Raw genomic sequence first — 212 nt, forward strand, 5'->3', positions numbered from 1 at the left:
AATACCTTCACCATTAATCCAAGTACTTTGGCTGTAAAGCTCATAATTTAAGTAAAAGCTGTGATGATTATAAGTAAAGCGAACTTGATGCCGATCCGCACCAGCGGAGTACTCAATGATGGTTATATCGTCTGAGTGTAAAAATAATGAACTCCATAGCTCAAAGACTTCTTCATTTGGTAGCTCGATAGGGTTATTCAAAATACATTTGT

Annotated in this window: 1 protein-coding gene; it reads right to left on the minus strand. The window is 36.3% G+C overall.

All coding sequences use genetic code 11. The features are described from left to right. Positions 1-212, minus strand: a 212-nt coding sequence (locus V6260_RS19315; protein WP_341595627.1) for a DUF3630 family protein, incomplete at both ends; no start/stop codon positions are given.

The sequence above is a fragment of the Pseudoalteromonas aliena genome (genome assembly GCF_038155085.1).
GTDB lineage: Bacteria > Pseudomonadota > Gammaproteobacteria > Enterobacterales > Alteromonadaceae > Pseudoalteromonas > Pseudoalteromonas aliena_A.